The 18,668-nt window shown below is 56.9% G+C and carries 14 protein-coding genes; 6 read left to right on the top strand and 8 right to left on the bottom strand.

Going from position 1 to position 18,668, the window contains the following annotated elements:
- Positions 1-11: 11 nt before the first annotated feature.
- From FAES_RS13015 to FAES_RS13005, 3 genes are all read right to left on the bottom strand, one after another.
- Complete coding sequence (locus FAES_RS13015) at positions 12-3,248, bottom strand: SusC/RagA family TonB-linked outer membrane protein (RefSeq protein WP_015331682.1); 3,237 nt, start codon at positions 3,246-3,248, stop codon at positions 12-14.
- A gap of 237 nt (positions 3,249-3,485) precedes the next feature.
- Complete coding sequence (locus FAES_RS13010) at positions 3,486-5,138, bottom strand: D-alanine--D-alanine ligase family protein (protein ID WP_015331681.1); 1,653 nt, start codon at positions 5,136-5,138, stop codon at positions 3,486-3,488.
- Positions 5,139-5,256: 118 nt separating this feature from the next.
- Positions 5,257-6,495 (bottom strand): NupC/NupG family nucleoside CNT transporter, encoded by a 1,239-nt coding sequence (locus FAES_RS13005; RefSeq protein WP_015331680.1) that lies wholly within the window; start codon positions 6,493-6,495, stop codon positions 5,257-5,259.
- Between the two features lie 619 nt (positions 6,496-7,114).
- On the opposite strand from FAES_RS13005, the gene FAES_RS13000 reads away from it, so the two are divergent.
- From FAES_RS13000 to FAES_RS12990, 3 genes are all read left to right on the top strand, one after another.
- Positions 7,115-7,489: a hypothetical protein gene (locus tag FAES_RS13000; RefSeq protein WP_229364472.1), complete on the top strand. Its 375-nt coding sequence runs from the start codon at positions 7,115-7,117 to the stop codon at positions 7,487-7,489.
- 99 nt (positions 7,490-7,588) lie between these two features.
- Positions 7,589-8,353 (top strand): type I methionyl aminopeptidase, encoded by a 765-nt coding sequence (gene map / locus FAES_RS12995; protein WP_015331678.1) that lies wholly within the window; start codon positions 7,589-7,591, stop codon positions 8,351-8,353.
- A gap of 45 nt (positions 8,354-8,398) precedes the next feature.
- Entirely contained in the window at positions 8,399-9,406 is a 1,008-nt protein-coding gene (locus tag FAES_RS12990; RefSeq protein WP_015331677.1) for a heme-dependent oxidative N-demethylase family protein, read from the top strand.
- Between the two features lie 228 nt (positions 9,407-9,634).
- On the opposite strand, the gene FAES_RS12985 is transcribed toward FAES_RS12990, so the two are convergent.
- The gene (locus FAES_RS12985; RefSeq protein ID WP_229364471.1) at positions 9,635-12,205 is read right to left on the bottom strand and encodes a heavy metal translocating P-type ATPase; all 2,571 of its coding nucleotides are present in this window, start codon (positions 12,203-12,205) and stop codon (positions 9,635-9,637) included.
- Here FAES_RS12985 and hemN point away from each other — a divergent pair.
- Positions 12,204-13,595: an oxygen-independent coproporphyrinogen III oxidase gene (gene hemN / locus FAES_RS12980; protein ID WP_015331675.1), complete on the top strand. Its 1,392-nt coding sequence runs from the start codon at positions 12,204-12,206 to the stop codon at positions 13,593-13,595. The genes FAES_RS12985 and hemN overlap by 2 nt on opposite strands.
- A gap of 182 nt (positions 13,596-13,777) precedes the next feature.
- Here hemN and FAES_RS12975 read toward each other — a convergent pair whose 3' ends face one another.
- From FAES_RS12975 to FAES_RS12960, 4 genes are all read right to left on the bottom strand, one after another.
- Positions 13,778-14,113 carry a thioredoxin domain-containing protein gene (locus FAES_RS12975; RefSeq protein WP_015331674.1) on the bottom strand — a complete coding sequence of 112 codons (336 nt, stop codon included), beginning with the start codon at positions 14,111-14,113 and terminating at the stop codon, positions 13,778-13,780.
- A 147-nt stretch (positions 14,114-14,260) separates the two neighbouring features.
- A complete protein-coding gene (locus tag FAES_RS12970) occupies positions 14,261-15,010 on the bottom strand; it encodes an acyl-CoA desaturase (protein ID WP_015331673.1) in 750 nt (249 codons plus the stop codon).
- A 39-nt stretch (positions 15,011-15,049) separates the two neighbouring features.
- On the bottom strand, positions 15,050-15,451 hold the full coding sequence (locus FAES_RS12965; RefSeq protein WP_041258910.1) for a group III truncated hemoglobin: 402 nt from the start codon (positions 15,449-15,451) through the stop codon (positions 15,050-15,052).
- A gap of 117 nt (positions 15,452-15,568) precedes the next feature.
- A complete protein-coding gene (locus FAES_RS12960; protein ID WP_015331671.1) occupies positions 15,569-15,979 on the bottom strand; it encodes a hypothetical protein in 411 nt (136 codons plus the stop codon).
- 196 nt (positions 15,980-16,175) lie between these two features.
- Between FAES_RS12960 and ccoS the strand changes: the two genes are divergently transcribed.
- The gene (gene ccoS / locus FAES_RS12955) at positions 16,176-16,352 is read left to right on the top strand and encodes a cbb3-type cytochrome oxidase assembly protein CcoS (protein WP_015331670.1); all 177 of its coding nucleotides are present in this window, start codon (positions 16,176-16,178) and stop codon (positions 16,350-16,352) included.
- 24 nt (positions 16,353-16,376) lie between these two features.
- Entirely contained in the window at positions 16,377-18,599 is a 2,223-nt protein-coding gene (gene ccoN / locus FAES_RS12950) for a cytochrome-c oxidase, cbb3-type subunit I (RefSeq protein WP_015331669.1), read from the top strand.
- Positions 18,600-18,668: the final 69 nt, after the last annotated feature.

The following is an 18,668-nucleotide window of genomic DNA, read 5'->3' as shown; positions in this document are numbered from 1 at the left end:
AAATCAATGAGTTAGAAGCGAAGCGATAGACCAGTGTTGATGATGCGCGACTGCGGGTAGTACTGCCCGGTGGCATTATCGGCTTCGGGGTCAAATGAACCCAGTCCATTGTAGAGCGTAGCCAGGTTCAGCGCGTTTACGTAAACCCGCAGGCTGCTGATGCCTATTTTTCTGCCTACTGTTTCGGGGATGGTGTAGCCAAGCTCGAAGTTCTTCAGGCGGATGTAATCGGCCGAACGCAGCCAGTAGGTATTGCCACCCGAATAATACTGATCGCTACGGTTAGCGATACGCGGGTGTACGCTGCTGGGGTTTTCGACTGTCCAACGGTCGGTGTAGAACTCTTTCAGGTAGTTACCGATGTTACCCGACTCACCTAGGCTGATGTACTGCTGCGCGCCAGCCGCCCCCTGGAAGAGGATCGTCAGGTCGAAGTTTTTGTACGAGGCCGTCATGTTCAGACCACCCTGGAACAGGGGCAGGTTCGTCCGGTTGTTACGTACCTGATCATCCGGCGTGATTTTGCCATCTGGACCCGAACCGTTTGGCCCACCAATGTCTTTGTACTTCATGTCGCCGGGGCGGAGCGTCTTCACGATCGCCGAGTAGTCGAGCTTGTTGGCGGCAATCTCTTCTTGGGTAGCAAAGACACCATCATATTGGTACGCCAGGTACGAGTTGATGGGTCGGCCCGTCGTCCGCTGCCAATCAGGCGCACCGGGTGCTTCGTCCCAGAACAGAATTTTGTTCTGCGCGTAGCCACCGTTTATACCTACGTTGAAGCGCAGCCCACCGGCCTGTCCGTTGTACGTAATCTGGCCGTCGAAACCGCTGTTACGTACCCGGCCAATGTTTTCCGGAGGCAGCGTCAGGCCCGTTGTGCGGGGTACTGAGGCGTTACGCGGATAGAGGATCGACGTACGCAGGTTGTTGAAGTAGTCGAACTCGAAGCTGATCTTACCGTTGAACAACTGCCCTTCCAGACCGATGTCGGCGTTGTTGGCCACCTCCCAGGTAATGTTGGGGTTCGGAATCCGGGCTTCGCCTAGCGTCTGCTGTTGTGCGTTGTTGATAATGTACGTGTTGAAGCCGTAGGTAGCCAGGTACTGATACGTAGCCAGGGTAGTGGTGCCCGGCAGATAAATCTGGTCGTTACCCAACTGTCCCCACGAAGCCCGCACCTTGAAGTAGTTCATCACTGGTGCGGCCGATTTCCAGAAGTTTTCTTCTGAAATTACCCAACCCGCCATGAAACCGGGGAAGAAACCGTAGCGCGTCGCCTCCGGGAAGATATCCGATCCGTCGTAGCGGCTCAGGAATTCAAACAGGTACTTGTCTTTGTAGTTATACGCAACCCGTCCGAAGTAGTTCAGACGTGCCCGGTTGAAGGCGCCACCGCCGTTGTTCTGCTCGAGTGCACCACCGGCAAACAGCTGATCGATCGCGGGCGAGATGAAGTAACGACGATAGGCGTTGAAGTTATCACCGGTGATGGTTTCCCGGTTTACCCCCGCCAGTACGGTTAGGCCGTGGTCGCCAAACTTGCGCTCATACGTACCGATGGCACCCAGCAGGATGTTCAGCTGCGTATTGTTGCCCAGTGTCAGGCGGGGTTCTGCCGGACCACGTACGCTGGCCGTCAGGTTCGGGTTGCCGTTGGCATCTACGCCGGCGCCGCGCTCATACAGCGTCCAGGGTGTTTCCCAACGCCGGTTGTTCTGGTTCAGCTTATCGATAGCTGCCGTAGCCGACAGTTTCAGGCCTTCAACACCCGGCACTTTGAAATCAAGCTGCCCGTTGGTCTGGATGTAATCGCGCTTGTCGCGGTCGTAGCCAGTGGCGTTGGTCGTGATGACAACCGGGTTTTCCCCGTTTTCGATGTCAGGACCGGGACGACCGTCGGGCCAGAAAGCCGGCTGGTTGGGTTTACCCCGCATCTGCATCCGGAAAATGGCACCGGCACCGCGCGTCGGGTAATACCGGAATTCTTCGCGACCCAGGATACCCAACGCCACGTGCAGGTTCTTGCTGATGTTGGCGTCGAGGTTCAGACGAATATCATACTGCTGATAGCCCGTGGCCGAGTTTTTGTAAAACGCGTCCTGATTCTGGTAGCCCAGCGAAGCCAGGTACTTGAAATCTTCGGTACCACCCGTCAGTTGCAGGTTGTGGCGCGACTGCGGCGACCACGTTTTCAGGGTCGACTTGTACCAGTCGGTGTTGGGGTGACCCCAGGGATCCGAACCATCGTTGTATTTCTGAATGTCGGTCGGCGAGTAAGGCGCCGTACGCACCGAGCCATCGGGACGGGTGTATGAACCGGTCGTTTTGTAGGCCTGGGTAGCAGCACCCCACTCCCCTACCGGGAGTTCATAAATGTTCAGGTCATTCAACATGGTAGCGTATTCCGCCGCATTGGCTAGCTTAGGCACCACCGTGGGCTGCGCCCAACCCTGGTTGAAGGTGTACGACAGTTGCGGTTTGCCGGTTTTGCCCCGCTTGGTCGTGATCAGGATAACGCCGTTGGCGGCCCGCGACCCGTAGATGGCCGCCGAAGCATCTTTCAGTACCGAGATAGTCTCGATGTCGGCCGGGTTGATCCGGTCCAGGCCACCTGCCCGATCAGGAATACCATCGACAACAACCAGGGCGCTGTTGTTACCCAGCGTGTTCGTACCGCGGATCCGGATGGTCGAGCCATCATAACCCGGCTCACCGCTGCGGTTTACGGCCGTTACACCCGGCAGACGACCCGCCAGTGAGTTAGACAGGTTGGTGGTTGGCGATTTAACCAGATCCCCCCCCTTCACGGCTACGACCGAGCCCGTGATTGTTTCTTTCCGCTGCGTGCCATAACCAACGACCACGACTTCATTCAGTGATTTGGTATCGGTTGCCAGCGTAACGTTGAGCGACGTTTGCCCGTTGAGCGGAATTTCTTGTGTAACGTACCCGATGTAGGAGAACACCAGGGATCCCTTGGTATTCTGTACGTTCACCGTGTAGGCGCCCGTAGCATCGGTAACAGAGCCGGCAGTCGTCCCTTTCACAACGACACTCACGCCGGGGATTCCCTGCTGTTGATCGTCGATGACGCGACCCGTGACCCGAACTTGCGCGAGAGCGCTTGTCGTGCAGAGTAGCAGAGCAAGGCACAGCACATATAAGCTGCGTGTCTGGGGCCATCCTGGTGTGAATGCCTCCTGCCGCTTATAGCCTGGCACGTTTCGAATAGATTTGTTTGGCATAATATTGGGGGAATAATGATACTTACCTTCAAAGTCTCCTCCTCATAGCTATCTACTAATCAACATTCCCGTATTTATCTCAATATTTTATCAAAAAAGTACTCTATTTTACCAACGATACACTTCTTGTACTTATAGACAATTGGCAACTGGTTACAAAGCAAAAATGCCCTAAATGAATCAGAAACAGCGTTTTCTGGCTCATTTAGGGCAGATTAAAGGCGGATTAGAACCGATTTATACGTATTTTCCTGTGATATGCCGGGTACGTTCGGTGGTTTCGTCGAGTAGCGGATGCCGGGGGCCTGCCAGCGCCTGCTCCAATTCGGCGATGCTGTCTTTGAAGAGGCAGTAAACGGGTACGTTGTATGTCTCAGTATCCGATTTGGCGTAGACCAGTTGCGGCCGGGTTTCGCCCAGGGCGACGGCATCATTATAGCGGGCACGGGCCATTGTCCACTCGTCGTCCGACGGGCCAAACGGAATCGCCTGTTCGGGCAAATCGGCGGCTTTCCGATCGGCAAGGCGTTCGTCGAGATCGGCGAGCATCTGCTTCAGGCGGAAGGTGTCTTTACCCGTGCGGATACGTTCGCGCAACGACTGCCGGATCAGGTACGTGAGCGAGTCGCTCAGGTTCATGCCGATTTCGGCCATTTGCTTGAAAATCAGCGATGTCGGCGACATACCCGGAATCGTATTGGGGTCGTGCAGCAACACGCGGCCCGGCTCGCCGTCGCGGTCGGGCGTCAGGAAGCCGTCGATGCGCGAATAGACGTTGATCCCCAATTTAGAAAACACCGTTTCGACCGCCAGTTGGATGGCTCGGTTGTTTTCCAGGCTCGTGGCGACCGGAATCCGCTTTTTAGCTTCGCTGCTGAGGTATTTGGTCTCGTAGTCGAAGGCCGTAGCGTTGTAGATCTCGGTGGGCGGCAGGGCAATGGCCCGTCCGTCGTCGTCCTGAATCACGCCACAGGAGAACTCCTGTCCGTTAATAAACTCTTCGAAGAGCAGTTCGTCTTCCGCGTTGATCGAAGCCAGCGTCAGCGTTTCGGTCTCCGAGCTGTCGGCGTAATCATTCAGCGTCTGGATGAGCTCGACCGGCCCGCCAATATACTCGCCCGTTTCTTCGATCACCATCGGGTAACCAATCGTCGCGCTGAGGTTGGCCATGCGCTGGGCGTATTCGCGCTTGGCGACGTCGTCCATCCCCTCCCATTCCGCCAGTGATAGCTGCGCCGTGAAGAAACACTGGTTAACGGCCTTCTGGAACGTACCCAGGTCGTTTTCGCGCACAATGGCTACGCCGATGCTCGACCCCTGATGCGGTGCCTTGACCACGATGGGCAGCCCCAGGTGCTCGATCAACGACGAGAAATACGCCCCCTGGTCCGCCAGAAGCCAGGCATCACGGCCAATGGTGGCCGTCTTTTTCTGCTGCCCGGTGACCAGCGCAATCAGGTGGTTTTGCAGGATCTTGTTGATACCCAGCCCAGAACCCATAATCCCCGGCCCGGTGTAGGGCATCTTGTGCCATTCGAGCAGCCCCTGAATGGCGCCGTCTTCGCAATCGGGACCGTGCATGGCCAGAAACGCCAGGTCGAAGTAGGCTTCGAAAAACTCGGGACCGATGGGTTGCCCCGGAATGAATTCGTCGCCATCGGGTAATGATTCATCGTAGACCGAGAAGCCCTCCTGCTCGGGCAGCGCCGCCCGGATCGACTCGTTCTCCAGAAAATCGGGCTCGACAATGTAGAAGTCACCCAACCCGCTGACAAACACCAGCACGGGCTCAAACAGGGCTTTATTCAGGTTGGCCAGCGCCGTGCGCCCGCCAGAAAAAGATACGTCGCGCTCCCGCGAAGGCCCGCCAAAGAAAATTCCGATACGCATGGAAAGAGTGAATTGTGAAAGAGTGACTGAGTGAACGAGCGAGTAGGCTCCGCATCGGCTGTACTATTGACGGATGCGAAACCTATTCGCTCGTTCACTCAGTCACTCTTTCGCTCATTTACAATAAAAGTCCCGCCAAAGTGGCCGACATGTAGCTGGCCAACGTGCCGCAGATCAGGGCTTTGAAGCCAAGCTTGGCCAGATCGGTGCGGCGGTTGGGAGCCAGTTCGCCAATACCACCGATCTGAATAGCAATCGACGAGAAATTGGCAAACCCACAGAGGGCAAAGCTGGTGATAGCGATGGTTTTGGGGTCGAGCGTTGGCTTAAGTTTCACCAGATCGATGTAGGCAACAAACTCATTCACCACCATTTTGGTACCCATCAGGGCGCCGGCCGCTTCCACATCTTTCCCCGGTACGCCCATTGCCCAGGCAAACACCGAAAAGAGCTTGCCCAGCAGGTAATTGAGGCTCAGTTGCGAGAAGCCCGACAGGCTACCCACTTTGCCCAGAATCATATCGATGAGCGAAATCAGCGCGATAAAGCCGATCAGCATAGCCACCACGTTAAGGCCCACTTTCAGCCCTTCGCTGGCGCCGCTGGCAATGGCATCGACCAGGTTGGCGTGCGCTTTCTTGATTTCCAGCTTCACCGTACCCTGCGTGGTCGACGCCTCCGTTTCGGGAAAGACAATTTTCGAAATGACCAGCGCCCCCGGTGCCGCCATGATACTGGCCGCGAGCAGATACGGCGCCGGCACACCCAGCGAGATATACACGGCCAGCACGCCCCCGGCAATACAGGCGAAGCTGCCCGCCATCGAGGCCAGCAGTTCGGAGTTCGTCATGGTGCCCAGATACGGCTTGATCATAATCTGCGCCTCGACCTGCCCCACAAACGTACTGGCGACGTTGGAAAGGGCTTCGGCACCACTCACGCCCATCAGCCATTTCATCACCCGCGCCATCACGGCCACAATCCGCTGCATGATGCCCAGGTAATAAAAGATGTTGACCAGCACCGCCACAAAGATGATGGTGGGAATCACCTTGAAGAAGAAAACGAAATCGTTGCCGCTCCCAAACGCGCGCACCATCAGGTCGCGGTTGACGAGCGTCCCGAAGACGAAGGCGGCGCCCTTATCCGCGTTTTCGAGGGTTTTATTGACCAGAAATCCGAGGTAGTTGAAGACATTCTGCCCCAGATCGGTTTTAAGGACGAAGACGGCGAGGCCAAATTGCAGCCCCAGCCCCACACCAACGGTGCGGTAATTGATAGCCTTACGGTTGTTCGACATGGCAAAGGCAATGCCTAAAATCAGTACGATGCCGAGCAGGCCGGTAAAACGCTCCATGCGGTTCGATGAAATGCGGTGGTGAAAAAAGAACCTGCGAAGATAAGAGACGAGGGTCTAAGGTTTGACGTTGACCAGCTAAAGTTGCCCCACAACTAGTCACCTGCGATCTATCCGCCGAATTCAGTCGATTTACCGTACTAATCTGACCAAAATACGCCGCATCAGCAGGCCCAGCCAGGCCTGAAACCGCCCCCAAGGCAACGTACCTACGCCCGGGCTGTTTTGCCTGTGCCCAACGATAGTCTATGTGTACACTGACCGCGTTGGTAACAAGCACAAGCAGCCAAGAGGTTGAGATTGGCGAGCAGCTTAATCGGCGCAGCAAAGGCCTAGTCAGCCTGAGCGGTCAACTCTTCAACGGGCAAGTCAGTGGTAGAGAAGGCCAATTCACCGGCAGTCAATACACTGATAGTTAAGCAATTAATTCAGTACCAACAACTTAATTTGATCAGTAAACGGCTGAGGTCTACTTTTACTCAACGCCCAAAAATGCGTCAATCGTTATGTTGGCGCTACGCCTACAACCAACGCCACAACCCGCCGCGTGTCCGATGCGACAGGTATGCCATCAACGCGAAACGGAAACGTACTACGTAAACACACAGCAGATCAGGTAATGCATACAGCACAACTTTTGGAAGATAGTCTACTTGTCGTTTGGAATGACCGTGATGCGGATCGACGGCTGGACGCCATGAAAAAAATCTACGCGCCAGCCATTCATTTCTACGAAAGCAACGCAGGCGAGGCCATTGTTGGTCACCAGGCAATTAATGAACTCATTTCAACATTGCAGGCCGAGTGGCCGATCGACTTCCAATTTGTCTTGAACAAGCCGTCGCAGGTCAATCATCAATTGCAATTTATTTCCTGGGAGCTGGGTCCACAGGGCGCTGAGCCAGTAGCAAGCGGTATGGATATAGCGGTTGTCGAAAATGACCTCATTCAATCATTACACCTGTTTTTAGACGCTCCTGAAAAAGCGAGTTGACCGGCTATTTTTTCGACGTGTCTGTGTGCTAAGTTGTCAGCTTGATCGGTCATAAATCCGGCAGAACAGGCAATGGGCAACCATTAACCAAAAGCGATTATGTCAATAACCAGAGAAGCAGAACTGCTCGGGATGCAGAAAGCCAGTGAAGCCGTTGCGTATACCTTAAAGGCCATGCGAAACTATGCGAAACCCGGTATGACCACCAAGCAACTGGATACCTACGGGGCCACCATCCTGGCTGATTTCGGGGCAAAATCGGCTCCCTACTTAACGTATCGCTTTCCCGGCTGGACGTGCATCAGCGTGAACAACGAATTCTGCCACGGTATCCCGTCTGATCATCGCGTTCTGAAAGAAGGTGATCTGATAAATATCGATGTGTCGGCTGAACTGAATGGTTTCTGGTCCGACAATGGTGGCTCCTTTGTGCTGGGCGCCGACATCAACCGCCACCAGAAATTAGTCGATGCCTCGAAGCAGATTTTATACAGAGCCATTCAGAATATAAAAGGCGGGGTTCGTATTTCAGAGATTGGTCATTTGATTGAAACAGAAGCCAAAAAACGAGGCTACAAAGTCATCAAAAACCTGACCGGGCACGGCATCGGCAAAAGCCTGCACGAAGAACCCAGCGAGATCGCAAATTTCCGGGACCGCGCCAATACGGCCCGATTTCGAAAGAACTCGGTCGTCGCCATCGAGACGTTCATCTCAACCACCTCGACCTATGCCGAAACCTTGAAAGACGGCTGGACAATGGTGGGCGACAAAGGTGGTTTTATGGCGCAACACGAACATACGATCGTGGTCACCGACGGTAAACCACTTATCCTGACCGAGATGAATGACATCTGGACGTAATAAAAAGCCGATCGGAAAATCTTGTTTCGAATAATTTAGGCGAGCGTGTTACCCTATTTTCCTTTTCAGCAGCAGTTCAACGAACGGCCGGGTACGTTGCCGCTCAAACCCGCCGATGCCCTGATCGAGGTCGATGCGCACTATGAGGCTGAGATCGCGCTGAAGAACTCGTTGCTGACCCATGACAACCCCTCAGATCGTAGTGGAGCGGGGCAGGCTGTACCTGGTTACTACTTCCAGGCCTCACCCGGCACCGAAGCCGCGCAGTGGGACGTGCTGGAGGCCGTGCTGACCGACCTGTCCCGACATCGACCCGATCAGTTTAATTTACAGAAAGACGGGAATCAGTGGCACTGGCAAAACCATCGGCTTGGCCTTTCGCAGACCTTCACATTTGGTGCGTCAGGTACGTTGCCGTCGGGCAGTGTTCAGGAGGGCAACAACGTACCTGACGCACCGCTGGCTCCGCTCGATTGGGTAGGTCGGCAAGTGCAGGACGATTTGCTCATCCTCGACGGCCCCGACGCAACGCTGGTGGCGGGTCAACTCTGCTTCGGCAATGGCTGGAGTCTCGACGAGAAGATAGGCCTGCCGTTTACGGCCATTCACGCGCCGATTAACCCGATTGTGCCGCCGATGATGCAGGCCGCGCAGACGATTATGGCCCGGCTTCCCGTAGGCAAACCGCTCTGGCGACTCAACTGGAGCCTGAAGGCGAGCGATCAACTCGACATGACGACCCACCGGATGCCGGATCTAAACGCCCAACTCGCCAACCTGCTGCCAACGCTGACCGCCGCCAACGCCGGCGAACACCTGTTCATTCGTATTGAACGACAGACGCTTACCCGCCTCCCCCGCTCCGGCGCCATTTTATTCGGTATCCGCACGTACCTGAACCGCCTTGCCGACGAGTGCCGCGCCCGCCCCGACGCCGCCCCGCGCCTATTGGCCGTACTGGAAACCACCCCGCCCGCCATGCTCGATTACAAAGGCATCCGGCCCTTTCTGGACGTGACACTGGCGTGGCTAAACCGGCTTGGACGCGGATGACACGGATTTTTGGGATGATCGCGGATTTGTAAAATGAAGTTTTTAGACAGAAAGAGAGCTATTCTACTTTTTTGTCATCCCGACGACAGGAGGGATCTTGAAGCGTCTTGAGGCTCAAGTGAGAAAGGTTGAGATCCCTCCTGTCGTCGGGATGACAAAAACGCCTCCTCCTATCTACTCAGCCTTACAAGCCATTTTCCAGATCTGCGACCATCCCAAAAATCCATATCATCCGCGTTTCATCCCCCGCCAGTTGCGCATGCCGATGGTAGCGATGAGGACCATCGTGGCTGAACTAAGCGGCATCAGCACCGCCGCCACAACAGGCGAGAGGTGGCCGGTAGCCGCAAACGACAGCCCGACGAAATTGTATAACAACGATATGCCGAAGCTGCCCCGGATCAGGCGCATGGCAAAGCGGCTATAACGCAGAAAGCGAGGCAGTTGCCGTAACGAACGACTTTCCAGAATGGCATCGCTCGCGGGCGTAAACTGAAGCGTATCATCGGTGACGGCAAGACCCACGTTAGCTTGTCGCAGGGCACCGGCATCGTTGAGACCATCGCCGATCATCAGCACCCTCCGGCCCGCCGCCTGCAAGTCCCGGATCAGGCGCAGTTTATCGTCGGGACTACAGCCGAACGTCATCGCCTCGTCGGCAAACCAGGCGCGCAGGTTCTTGCGGGCAGCATCGCCGTCGCCCGATAGCAGGTACAGGTCCTTGCCGCTCCCCTTCAGCGCCGTCAGCATATCCACGACGCCATCGCGCAATTGCCCGGCCAGCCGGAAGTAGCCCCGATACTGGTTGTCGATACGGACGTGTACCACCGAGCCACTGACCGTTGCGGTGGAAGGTGCATCGACAAACGCGGCACTGCCCAGTTTCACTATCGCTTCGTTTACCAGGCCAATCAGGCCCTGTCCCGGCATTTCGGTGAAGTGAGCAATAGCAACGGGCGGTTCTTCGGCCAGAAACTGCCGCAGTCGACGGCTCAACGGGTGCGCCGACTGCCCGGCCAACGTGGCGACCATCGCCCGCTCGATGGGCGACAGCGGCGGAGTAAATACCTCCGTAACCGACTCGGTAATGGGCGTCGTGAGCGTACCGGTTTTGTCGAAAACGATGGTGTCGCAGCGGGAGAGTTGTTCGATGGTTTCGGCATTCTTCAGGTAGAGCCCCCGTTTGCCCAGCAGCCGCAGCCCATGCCCCAGCGCCACCGGATACGACAGCGACAGCACGCACGGGCAAGCCACGATCAGCACCGCCGTAAACGCGTTGACCGCCGTGGTGGGCTGCCCGGCCCAGCCATACCAGTAGGCACCAATGAGCGTAGCGAGGGTCAATACGGTGATGGTAAAGTACGTACCCACGGCGTCGGCAAAAGTCTGTGCACCAGTGGTTTGCTCTTTTTTGAACGCCTCGTTATTCCAAAGCTGTGTCAGGTAGCTCTGCGATACGTTTCGCACGATTTCGAGGTCGATAGCCCCGCCGAGTTGCCGACCACCCGCGTAGAGCAGTGCCCCCGGATCGCGGTTTTCCGGCGTCGATTCGCCCGTCACGAACGCATAATCGATGATGCCTTCCCCCCGATACAGTAGACTGTCGGCGGGAATCAGGTCGCCGTGACGGACCCGAATCCGGTCGCCTTTTTGCAGCTCGGCCACGGGCGCGAAGGTTTCCTGATCACCCACCAGCCGACGCGCCGCCAGCGGAAAATACGACTTGTAATCGCGCTCGAACGACAGGAAATCGTAGGTACGTTGCTGAAACCATTTGCCACATAACAAAAAGAAAATCAGTCCCGTAACCGAGTCATAATACCCGGCACCACCCAGCGCAAAGACTTCATACGTACCCCGGAAATAAGCTACCAGAATACCCAGCAGAATAGGAAAGTCGATGTTGATAATACCCCTGCGCAGGCTCTTCCAGACCGATTCGAAATAGCCCGATCCCGAGTAGAACACGACGGGGGTGGCCAGTAGCAGGTTGATAATCCCGAACCAGTGCTTAAAAAGCGAATCGTCGAGGCCAAGGTATTCGGGAAAGCTGAACAGCATGATATTACCCGCGCTGAACCCCGCCACCGCCAGCCGGTACAGCAGCGGCCGGTAGGTCTGTTTTTGTCCTTCTTTCACCACGTCGTTCAGACTGATCAGCGGTTCGTAGCCCAGCGAGGTGAGCAATTCGGCTACCCGCCGCAGCGACAACTGCCCCGGATTGAAGACCAGATGCACCTGCTTCTTGAGGAAATCGACGCGGGTCTGTTCCACCGCCGGTTCGATGCGGTACAGGTGTTCGAGCAGCCACAAACACGACGAGCAGTGGATGGCCGGTACGTAAAACGTGGCATGGGCCACCTTGTCGTTCTGGAAGTCGATCAGTTGCGCGGCAATGTCGGGGTGGTCCAGAAACGCCAGCCGGTCGAGCGAAGGCGTCTGGCTGGGGATGAACGTACCGGGCGTGGTATTCAGGTCGTAATAGCGACACAACTGGTGCTGCTGCAACACCTGATAAACAGTCTCGCAACCCGTACAGCAAAACGGTTTGTCGTCGTAATATAGCGTCGCGGTAGGGCTGGGGCAGTCGGTACCGCAGTGGTAACAGACCGTTTTGGTGGGGCTGGCCGTAGGCGTCATCATCCTGAATCGTTTGGTCAAAATTGATCGCCCCGCCCCCACCAAAACCTGACGAAGATCAGCCCGGCGGCTGATTGGCGTTGGGTTGACGACCCGCCCGCCCCGCGATTTTTGTCTGATCCTGCGGCCTGACAACGTACCTGGGGCGGGCTTTTCCATGCATAACGCGCTCATCGCCAAATACAACGTACCTGGTCCTCGCTACACCAGCTACCCGACCGTACCCTTCTGGAACACAGCCGCTTTTGACCATACGGTCTGGCAGGATCGGCTCACCACGGCCTTTGCCATGGACAATTACGCCGACGGGATCAGCCTGTATATTCACCTGCCGTACTGCGAAAGCCTCTGTACGTTTTGTGCCTGCCATAAGCACATCACCCGCAACCACGCCGTTGAGAAGCCGTACATCGACGCCCTGCTGGCTGAGTGGGCGCTCTACTGCGACTGGCTCCCCGAACGCCCGCGCCTTGCCGAACTACACTTTGGTGGCGGTACACCCAGTTTCTTCTCGCCGCAGGAACTCCAACGGCTGCTGACGGGCCTCTTTGAGCTGGCCGATCCGGTAGAAGCGTCATCGAGTGGTGGGCCCGATTTTGGGTGGGAAGGTCACCCCAACAACACGACCGCCGCGCACCTGCAAACGCTCTTCGACGGGGGCTGTCGGCGGGTTAGTTTCGGCGTGCAGGACTACGACCCCGTGGTGCAGCGGGCCATTCACCGCGTGCAGCCGTTCGAGAATGTGCGCCGCGTTACCGAGGAGGCCCGCGCCATCGGCTACACGTCGATCAGCCACGATCTGGTGTTTGGGTTACCCTTTCAACGACCCGACTCTATCCGGCAGACGGTTGCCCAGACCCTGACGCTGCGCCCCGACCGCATCGCCTTTTATTCGTATGCCCACGTGCCCTGGATCGGAAACAGCAGCGGGGCCTTTGGGCAGCGGGGTTTTCAGGACGCCGACCTGCCTACGGGCGAGGCCAAACGCGAACTCTACGAAATCGGGCGTGAATTGCTGCTCGCGGCTGGGTACGTTGAGATCGGCATGGATCATTTTGCGCTTCCCCACGATTCGCTGCACGTGGCGCTGCAAAACGGAACGCTGCACCGCAATTTCATGGGCTACACCACCACCCGTACCGACATGCTGATCGGGCTGGGCGTGTCGGCCATCAGCGACATCGGCACGGCGTTTATGCAGAACGACAAAGACTTGCGCAGGTATCAGGAGCGCGTACTGGCCGGGCAGTTTCCCATTAACCGCGGCCATTTGCTGACCGACGAAGACAGCCAGGTACGGCAGCAAATCCTCGACATCATGTGTCGGTTTGGCACCGTCTGGGCTACGAATGAGCTGTCGGTTGGCGAACGTACCCAGTTGCTGATGCAATTGAGTGAGTTTCGCGCCGACGGCCTGATCGATTTCGACGAAACTCACTTATGGGTAACGCCCGAAGGCCGCCCTTTTCTGCGCAACATTTGCATGGTGTTTGACCGCCACCTCGCCCGCAGCCAACGCACCGAACGTCTCTTTTCGCAGACGGTATAAATACGCTAAGTTATTGATAAACAGGACTGTCGCACGGGTCTTCAACTGTGCGGCAGTCCTGTTTATGCTATCAGTAAGGCGCTCCAACTCACGCTATTCCTGGCAAACCCAACCACAAAAAAATCCCGATGCGCCTAACCCCTATGGCACACCGGGATCTGCACTCCCCTATTTACCGATACTCAAAGTTCTTTGATCCGCTCCAGCAGGTGCGGCAGTAAGGTGCGTTCTTCCCAGGCCCGAACCCCCTCCTGCCGCCAGCGTTCGACGCCATGGTGCACCAGTACCAGGGCAGGCAGTTGGGTCAGGTTGAAGCTGCTTACCACGTCAGGATGGGCCATTTGGTCGACGTTGAGCACCCGCACCAGATCGGGCAGGCGCTGCTGTAACCCCTGACTGAACGTTGTCATGAAGGTGCGTTCCTGAACGGCTTCCCGCGAGGTAGCGGGCGGCAGAAAGCAGAGGAGTACGGCTTTCTTGACCGGAACGGCGGGTGGCGATAGTGTGTTGACTTCCATCACAAAAAGGCGATTGGGCCCACTTACATAGATGCTTGGGATTTATGGGTGAAGATACGGCTATTACTAACCAAAAAGTATGATAGCCATCAGCCCAAACCTTGATTTTTAGCCCGCCTCCGACTGGTTAACATCAGGATAACGGGCTTACATATACGCTTCGTCGCGGCCCCAACGTACCCGAATCACGCCAGCCTTGTTGAGCAGCCGAATCAGCGGGTAGGCCGGATCGAGTTCATGCCAGCGAAACCCGCCGAAGTTGACCCGCCCCCCCCATTTATGGTGGTTGTTGTGGTACGATTCGCCCATCATCAGAAAATCGAACGGCAGCAGATTTTTCGCCGTGTCGTTAACGACAAAATTGGTGTAGCCGTAGCGGTGGGCATACCAATTGATGATGGCTCCGTGTACCGGCCCCATCAGGAAATGGACGGGCAATAGCAAAAACCACCAGGGCGAGGGTGAAAAGACCACGTAGATGAGCGTATATACCGCCACCCAGCCCAGGCGCACCAACCACCGGTCGCCGAGCCATTCCATAAACGCCCAGTTGGGTACGTTCTTTTTGAACTTGGCCGGAATCTGGTCGCGGTTGTTCACGATGTCGTTGTAGTAGGTGCGGGTCTTCCACATCATGTCGAACAGGTTTTTGGAGAAGTCCGGCGAATGCGGGTCGTGCTCGGTGTCGGCATGTGCGTGGTGCAGGCGGTGCATGATGCCATAAGCGCGCGGGCTCAGAAACGACGACCCCTGCGTAATGAACGTGAGCGTGTAGAAGAATTTCTCCCAGCCTTTGCTCATGGTGAACATCTGGTGGGCGGCGTAGCGGTGGAGAAAAAACGTTTGCATCAGTACCGAGGAGTACCAGTGCGCCAGGAAGAAAATGGGAATAACCATTGGGTAGTGAACGATGAAATAGACTTGATTGACAGCCCTTTACTCCGTCTGAAGCAACCCTGTCAGGTGCAGGCGGCTTTGCATGACGGCCGCAATCGACTGAGCACGCAGGCAGGCTTCGTTGGCGCGCTCGCCCGCAAAACACTCGGCCAGGGTCTGGCTGAACAAGGCCAGCCATTGGTCGAAGTGGCCGGGCCGGATGGGTGCTTTTTGCGCCAGTTCGAAATGGGGGCGCATGGGTTGCCCCTGATAGCTGTTGGTGCCCAGCAGCAGGCTCGACCAGAACGCCTGGATTTTGGGCAGGTGGGTGGGCCAATCGACCTGCGCTACCCCGTCGAAGAGGTAACCCAGCTCCGGATTCTGCCGCACGCGGGCGTAAAAACGGTCCAGAAAGTAAGCAATGTCAGCTTCGGTTTCGATGTCGCGAAGGGGTGTATGCATGCGGTACGTGGCGCGGGGCCAGAAACGGATTGGACGGATGTTGACCGGCGGGGCCATCGCCACCGCCTGCTCTAGTAATCGACATCCGGCCCCGTCCGGTTCAAACCCGCGACGGGGTTAAATCAAATTCAGCCTCACCAGCCCCGACAGAAACTGGTAGCAGATTTCGCGGAGGCGGGTCAGCTCGTCACCCAACTGGGCGAACGTACCGGTGAGCGCCTGATAGCGATTATACTTCGGGTCCTGGCAGGGCGCGCTGCCACAGGTGGTGCAGCCACACAGGTAAAGCTCGCGGAGCTGATCGATCCGGTTTTTCAGCCGGCTCAGGCTCGTATAGTAGCTCATCAGCCGGTGGTGTAGTCCCTGCGGATTAGGCCGGTCTTTCAGGTCATCGAACAGGCTCAGCAGCCCGTCGATCTCCGCTTCGTTGTGGCGTAGCGTAGCCGCCCAGTGCTGGTTCTGAGTGCGGCAGGTGAGCAGGGTGGGCAGTGCCTCGTCGAGAGTTGGGGTGATGGCAACGAGTTGCATAGTGTACTGGACATAGGGGTGTTTCGGTACGTAAAAGTAGCCCTTCCCCCTGCCCGGCTACCTGACGGCCGTCAGCTCCGAAACTGATACTTATCAGCTTTTCAGGCGGCTGAATTTTATCAGGCAGCTACCTGACCGAACTCATCGGTGCCCGACCGACAGCCACTCACTTTTGGGGTGTTAAACCTCCCTGCGTATGGCTATCCTCTTTTTTATGATCGGCGTCAGTCTCGTTATGGCCCTGGGTTTTCTGGGCGCGTTCATCTGGTCGATGCGAACCGGCCAGCACGACGACCTCTACACCCCTTCCCTGCGCATGCTGTTCGACGACGACACCGCTACGCTCAGCCCGCCGCCAACCGATCCTGCTTAATTACTAACCTCCGTTTCGTTGCTTATGTCTACTGTATCAAACACCCCCGTTACCTTGGTTTCGTCGGACCGCGAAACCCTTGGGCAGCCGCCGGGTTATCAGCCCCCCATCAGCCAGCTCCCCGCTGAGCAGTTTACCTACGACAACCGCATTGTGCGTGATTTTGGCGTAGCGACCATCATCTGGGGGGTTATCGGGATGCTCGTGGGGGTGATTGCCGCCACCCAGCTGTTTGCCCCGGTCGCCAACCTGAACACCCCCGAAACCACGTTTGGGCGCATCCGGCCGCTCCACACCAACGCCGTCATTTTTGCCTTTGTGGGCAACGCCATTTTCATGGGCGTGTACTACTCGCTTCAGCGGCTTTGCAAGGCCCGGATGTTTTCCGATCTGCTGAGCCGGGTGCACTTCTGGGGCTGGCAGCTGATTATCCTGTCGGCCGTGGCGACGCTACCCTTTGGCATTACCAGCTCGAAAGAATACGCCGAACTCGAATGGCCTATCGACATCGCCATTACGCTGATCTGGGTTGTTTTCGGGGTGAATATGTTCGGGACGATTTTCAAACGGCGCGAACGGCACCTCTATGTAGCCATCTGGTTTTACATCGCCACGTTCGTGACGGTGGCCGTGCTGCACATCGTCAACTCGATGGCGATCCCCGTCAGCTTCCTCAAAAGCTATTCGCTCTATGCTGGGGTGCAGGATGCCCTCGTGCAGTGGTGGTATGGCCACAATGCCGTAGCCTTCTTCCTGACCACGCCGTATCTGGGTATGATGTATTACTTCCTGCCCAAGATGGCTAACCGCCCCGTGTACTCCTATCGGCTGTCGATTCTGCACTTCTGGGCCCTGATTTTCATTTACATCTGGGCCGGTCCGCACCACCTGCTCTACACCTCGCTGCCCGACTGGGCGCAGTCGCTGGGGGTGGTGTTCTCGATCATGCTCATCGCGCCGTCGTGGGGCGGTATGATCAACGGCCTGCTCACGCTGCGCGGTGCCTGGGACAAAGTGCGCGAAGACACCATTCTCAAGTTTATGGTGGTGGGCCTGACGGCCTACGGCATGGCGACGTTTGAAGGCCCGATGCTGTCGCTCAAGAACGTCAACGCCATTGCCCACTTCACCGACTGGATCGTGGCGCACGTGCACGTGGGCGCCCTAGGCTGGAACGGCTTCCTGACGTTTGCCATGCTTTACTGGCTCATGCCGCGCCTCTACCACACGCCTCTGTTCTCGCCCAAGCTGATGAGCGTCCACTTCTGGCTGGGTACGTTGGGCATTCTGTTCTACGCCATCCCGATGTATATCTCGGGGTTCACGCAGGGGATGATGTGGAAAGAGTTTACACCCGAAGGCACGCTGCATTACGGCAACTTCCTCGAAACCACGCTGCGCCTGCTGCCTATGCATCAGATGCGGGCTATTGGCGGCACCCTGTACCTGGCGGGGGCTATCCTGATGGCCTACAACCTCTTCAAAACGATGGCCGCTGGCTCGCTGACCGCCAACGAACCCGCCGAAGCCCCGGCGCTGGCCAAAACCTTCGTGGCCACGGGTGGCGATACGTTCTGGCACCGCTGGTTTGAGCGCAAGCCCATTCCGCTGCTGATCGGCTCGCTGGTGATGATCCTGATTGGCTCGCTGGTTGAGCTCATTCCGACCTTCATGGTACGCAGCAACGTACCCACGATTGCCGCCGTCCAACCCTACACGGCCCTGGAGCTGGAAGGCCGCGACCTCTACATCCGCGAAGGCTGCGTAGGCTGCCACAGCCAGATGGTACGGCCGTTCCGGTCGGAAACCGAGCGCTATGGTGAATACTCCAAAGCGGGCGAATATGTCTACGACCACCCGTTCCTGTGGGGGAGCAAGCGCACCGGCCCCGACCTGCAACGCGAAGGCGGCAAATACCCCGACTCGTGGCACTACTACCACATGCGTGACCCCGGCTCGATGTCGCCCGGTTCGATTATGCCCGCCTATGCCTGGCTGCTGGAGCGCAAACTCGACACCGACAAGACGAGCGCCAAGATGAGCGCCCTGCGCAAGGTGGGCGTGCCCTACGATGATCAGACCATCGCGACGGCGGGCGGCGATCTGCAAAAGCAGGCTACGACGATCAGCCAACGGCTGGCGCAGGACGGCATCAAGGTGCAACCCGACCGGGAGATTGTGGCCCTTATCGCCTACCTGCAACGCCTCGGCACCGACATCAAAAAAATGGAAACCGCTAGTAGATAATGTACAATGAATAATGCACGATGGACAATGGCGAAGGCCAGTTGGGCCCACCAAACACCATTGTGCCTC

The organism is Fibrella aestuarina BUZ 2 (genome assembly GCF_000331105.1).
GTDB classification, from domain to species: Bacteria; Bacteroidota; Bacteroidia; order Cytophagales; family Spirosomataceae; genus Fibrella; species Fibrella aestuarina.
The sequence above is the reverse complement of the archived record's forward strand: the minus strand, read 5'-3'. Positions and strand labels throughout refer to the sequence as shown.